This is a genomic window from uncultured Ruminococcus sp. (assembly GCF_934476685.1).
Taxonomy (GTDB): Bacteria; Bacillota; Clostridia; order Oscillospirales; family Ruminococcaceae; genus Hominimerdicola.
Genome location: NZ_CAKSNX010000033.1, coordinates 1 through 3,987, shown reverse-complemented (window position 1 = coordinate 3,987; position 3,987 = coordinate 1). Strand labels below are relative to the sequence as shown.

At 43.4% G+C, this 3,987-nt stretch carries 7 protein-coding genes and 1 tRNA gene; all 8 read right to left on the bottom strand.

From position 1 onward, the window contains the following. Positions 1-49: 49 nt before the first annotated feature. On the bottom strand, positions 50-562 hold the full coding sequence (locus tag Q0E19_RS11625; protein ID WP_294409697.1) for a BRO family protein: 513 nt from the start codon (positions 560-562) through the stop codon (positions 50-52). Beyond that, on the bottom strand, positions 563-1,774 hold the full coding sequence (dcm, locus tag Q0E19_RS11620; RefSeq protein WP_294409695.1) for a DNA (cytosine-5-)-methyltransferase: 1,212 nt from the start codon (positions 1,772-1,774) through the stop codon (positions 563-565). A gap of 85 nt (positions 1,775-1,859) precedes the next feature. Continuing rightward, positions 1,860-2,105, bottom strand: coding sequence for a hypothetical protein (locus Q0E19_RS11615; RefSeq protein ID WP_242992506.1), 246 nt, complete (start codon positions 2,103-2,105; stop codon positions 1,860-1,862). Further along, positions 2,089-2,316, bottom strand: a complete 228-nt coding sequence (locus Q0E19_RS11610) for a hypothetical protein (RefSeq protein WP_117865683.1) — start codon at positions 2,314-2,316, stop codon at positions 2,089-2,091. The genes Q0E19_RS11615 and Q0E19_RS11610 overlap by 17 nt, the downstream gene beginning before the upstream one ends. 64 nt (positions 2,317-2,380) lie before the next feature. Continuing rightward, positions 2,381-2,704, bottom strand: coding sequence for a DUF4314 domain-containing protein (locus Q0E19_RS11605; protein WP_117940718.1), 324 nt, complete (start codon positions 2,702-2,704; stop codon positions 2,381-2,383). A 7-nt stretch (positions 2,705-2,711) separates the two neighbouring features. Further along, the gene (locus Q0E19_RS11600; RefSeq protein WP_294409692.1) at positions 2,712-3,080 is read right to left on the bottom strand and encodes a hypothetical protein; all 369 of its coding nucleotides are present in this window, start codon (positions 3,078-3,080) and stop codon (positions 2,712-2,714) included. Between the two features lie 23 nt (positions 3,081-3,103). Next, positions 3,104-3,544, bottom strand: coding sequence for a DUF6329 domain-containing protein (locus Q0E19_RS11595; RefSeq protein WP_294409690.1), 441 nt, complete (start codon positions 3,542-3,544; stop codon positions 3,104-3,106). A 366-nt stretch (positions 3,545-3,910) separates the two neighbouring features. Beyond that, a tRNA-Trp gene (locus tag Q0E19_RS11590) sits at positions 3,911-3,986 on the bottom strand. Position 3,987 lies beyond the last annotated feature (1 nt).

Sequence of the window (3,987 nt, the reverse complement as noted above, 5' to 3'; positions counted from 1 at the left end):
TTTTATTTTCCTCCTTTTTTCTATTATACCACGGCTAAATGTTTTCTGTCTAATTTATTATAGACGATACAGTATTTGCAACCTGATTCGCAAACTCCACTAACGGTTGGTCGTGACGTATCCGCTCGTTCAGCTTGTTGATAGCCATCATCTGCAAACGGAACAGATTGCAGTACGGCTCGTCGAGAAACGGAAGATAGTTTTCTATGAACATTTGCTCGTTGCTGACGTAGCCGCCTGTTTGATTGATCTGAGGCAGAATTTTATCAAAAATCCACGACTCAAATTCCGCAGCTCTCGGCAGCTTGCTGTGTGCAACAAGTCTGTAAACATCTCCCTCAGGAATAAAAATCATCTTAATAGTTTTACTTGGAGACTGCGGATGAGGTAGGTCGTGTTTCACGCCCCACCTGCAATGCCGCTTTATTGCGTCTTTTGTATTGCTGTAGCCCAATGCAGAAGCCACGTCCTTGCCGCAGAACATAATTCTGCCGTTATCATCCTTTAAAATTCTGAGAGAACCAAATTCCTCATTTTTGAAAATCTTGATCATATTATTCATTTAATTTATCTCCTCATCAAATTTCAATAAATTTCTCGCAATTTCTTCAACAACGGGTACGCTTACGGCATTTCCGGCTTGTTTGTAGAGCTGTGCGTCGGACATCCCCGTTGCCGCAACTTTTTCGAATTGCTCTGTTGTAAAACCCTGCAGCCGCCATGCCTCAATTGGCATAAGGCGTCTTATCCGTCCATGGTGGACAATCCCGTGTCGATCGGTTACCGTAAGCGTAAACATCGGTTCGTTGGGATTTTTTATTCGTCTGCCGTTTTGACGGGTAGTTTCCTTAAACGGATTGATAATTGCTCTCGGTCCGTCCTCAATCAGAACTCCCGATCTTTCTCCTTTATGAGTTCCGTTTGTTACCCCCAAGTCCATTCTTGTATGCAGACATCGGGCGTTTTCCGTAATCTGCGGATTTTCGTTCAGATCACAAAAAACAGCGGAGTGTTCACCTTTGTGATGACTTACTCCGCTGTTCTGCCTTGCGGTTATACATCTTGCATTTTCTGTGAGATTAGGTGGAGGATTGCTGTCAATAAAGTACAGACCTGTTTTTCCGCCCATACCGCCCGAACCGCTGCACTGCGTCACCGCAAGTCCATCGGGATCATAAACTCTCGTGCCTTGACTTCCGCCTATGATTTGTTCAGTTTTCCGGCAATTCTGGCTGTCGCTTTTTCCGAAAGCCAGTATTTTTCCGGAACAGTCGATTCCAAGACATCCTGCAATGTAAACTCTTTGTCTGACTTGGGGAAGGTAATCGGCGCTGTTATACACACGCCATTCCACGCAATACCCCAGTTGAGAAAGCGTTTCAATGATTTTTGCAAAAGTTTTTCCCGAGTCAATCCCCATGAGACCGGGTACGTTTTCAAAGCAAAAATACTTAGGTCTTTTCGCTTCAAGCAGTCGGGCAAGCTCAAAGAACAGATCTCCTCGCTCGTCGGCAAAGCCTTTTCTTGCTCCGCAGACCGAGAACGGCTGGCAGGGGAAACCTCCAATAAGGAGATCAAAGTCTGCAAGTTTTCCGACGTCAATATCTCTGATATTTTCATAAAATTGTTCACCTCCGGTATCGTACAGTGCTTTGTAGGCTTTCTGCGCAAATCTGTCAATCTCGCACCACCCCACAATTTCAAATCCTCCGACTCTTTCCAGAGCAGATCGGAAGCCTCCGATGCCTGAAAATGCGTCGAATACTCGTATCATTCAAAGCGCCCCTTTCTGATTTTGACAATAAAAAAACCGCTAAATGATCTCTCATTTAACGGCAGTTCTGCGATATTTAATTGTATTATTCGGAGTCAGCTCCTATATGACTTTCGATCACAGCCATTATTTCATTCAATCGGCTTTCTCCGATACCCTTGATCTTGGATATATCTTCACGCAGCTTGTCGAAGTCGACTTCTGTGGCGTGTACGTCGTCTTTTCCTGTCTGATATATATTCTGAATGAAATTGTCCATTGTTTCACGGTCCATAGCTTTAATTTTTTTGTATAAGGCTCGGTCAAGGAGCGGCTTATTCGGCATATTCATTTTCCTTTCGCTCTTTTATTCGTATAATGGGCATTTGCTTTACCTTCTTGCCGATTTTAACACGCTGCAAAGCGAATACCATATCGTTTGTGCGTTCAAAGTAACCCATATCATGTTTCCAGCTTATACCGCACTTACAATGCTGTAATCCGATAAACTGCTGTTTCATTTTTCTGCCGCAGTTCGGGCAGATCTTACTGTTTTTACTCATGAACGTATTCCTCTCAGAATTTTATCTTGTACATTATATCACATAAACCGCCGTATTTCAAGTCCTACATGGACATATCCATTTCCGGTTCTTCCGATAATTCCTCGATTTCTGCGATTTCTTCATTTTCCGTATTTTCTTCTGTTTGTTCGTCTGACTGAGTTTGTTCATGCTTGATCGTATGAAATTTATCTTCATCGGGCAGAAGATTCAAAGTTCTGCCGTTATCCCACTTAACCATGACTGAGCCGATATCGTCGACTCCAATAATAGTTCCATTGGTGCCGCTTTCCACAGGACATAAGTCCTCCATGTGGTCAAGACAAATCCGAGTACCCTCGGGATACCTCTGTCTAAGCAACTCAACTTTCTTTTCATTGTATACCATGCGTACCTCACATTGTCATTCCAATATCGGGTTCATCGGTCAAATCTTCTGACTGAATGCTGTTTATTTCTTCCTCCGTCTGCAAGCTCCAGTTGTCATCTGAATTCCAGAAGCTGACATAAATATCGCCGTCGGGAGTTTTTATCGGCCGCTGTTCAAGAGACTCCCCAACGCCGTCTGAAAGTTGTCCCTCGCAGTACGAGCGGAATTCTTCAAGCTCTTCATCTGTAAGCTGACCGTAAATCTGAGCCGTAATAACGCCAACAAGCTCTCCGTCGCGCTCCTCGACAGACATAAACGCCGAGCGTACCTTTTGGTCGACTGAATTGCCCTTGCCATACCAGTTCATGAGACCCCGTTCTTTCTCCTCGGGCATTGTAAAATCCTCAATAAATCGGTTTATCTCCGATTTGTAAGCAGAAGCCTCATAGGACGAGATTTTTTCGTATTCCTCGTCATACCGGCATTCTGGTTCTCTGTTGATTTCAAGGGACAGTAAAATTTTAATTCCTGTAAATGATTCTGCATATGATTTTCGTACAACAGTTTGACGTTTGGAATATACTGGGCATATCTTGCATAGGGAGCACCCTCAGACTCTATTAACAAGCCGTCGCCCTGTTGCTTGTCGTAGATCAGCAGACAATGGTGTACGCCGTTGCCGTACCACATACTGTTAAGGTTTTCGCTTATGAGATCGTTATTGCACATCGGAGTGTGTTTCAGCCTCTCAAATTCTTCGGTCGGAACAGGCACAGCTTTTTCCACCACGCAAGTATACGTTTTGAATTCCGATTCTTTGCGAAGCAGATTTGTGTTGATTATAAGTTTGTTGTTCATTGATTTCCTCCTTTGTTTTATTTTCCATTTTAATAGTATAGCTACCACACGGGTATCACGTCCTTCCTTGAGAAATAAAAAAAGACCGTTTTGTCATTTATCACATTTCGTGATATTAGACAAAACAGTCTTGAAAAGTTTGTGAAAGTTTTTTCATAAATAATCGGCAAGTTAAGAGCGAAATTTGCTCAAAGCCTGCCGATTTGTTTGACAATATTTCGTTGTGTAGCGTTCAAATCCTTCCGGTCGGCTAAAATCGTGAAAAAGCATCCACGGTTTTCACCTTAAAATTTCCGGTTAAAAAGCATGAAAAAAGCCCGTATTTACGGGCTTTTCGGCTGGTGCATCTTTTTTGTTCCACCAATATGGCAGGGGCAGAAGGATTCGAACCCTCGGCACGCGGTTTTGGAGACCGCTGCTCTACCAACTGAGCTATACCCCTA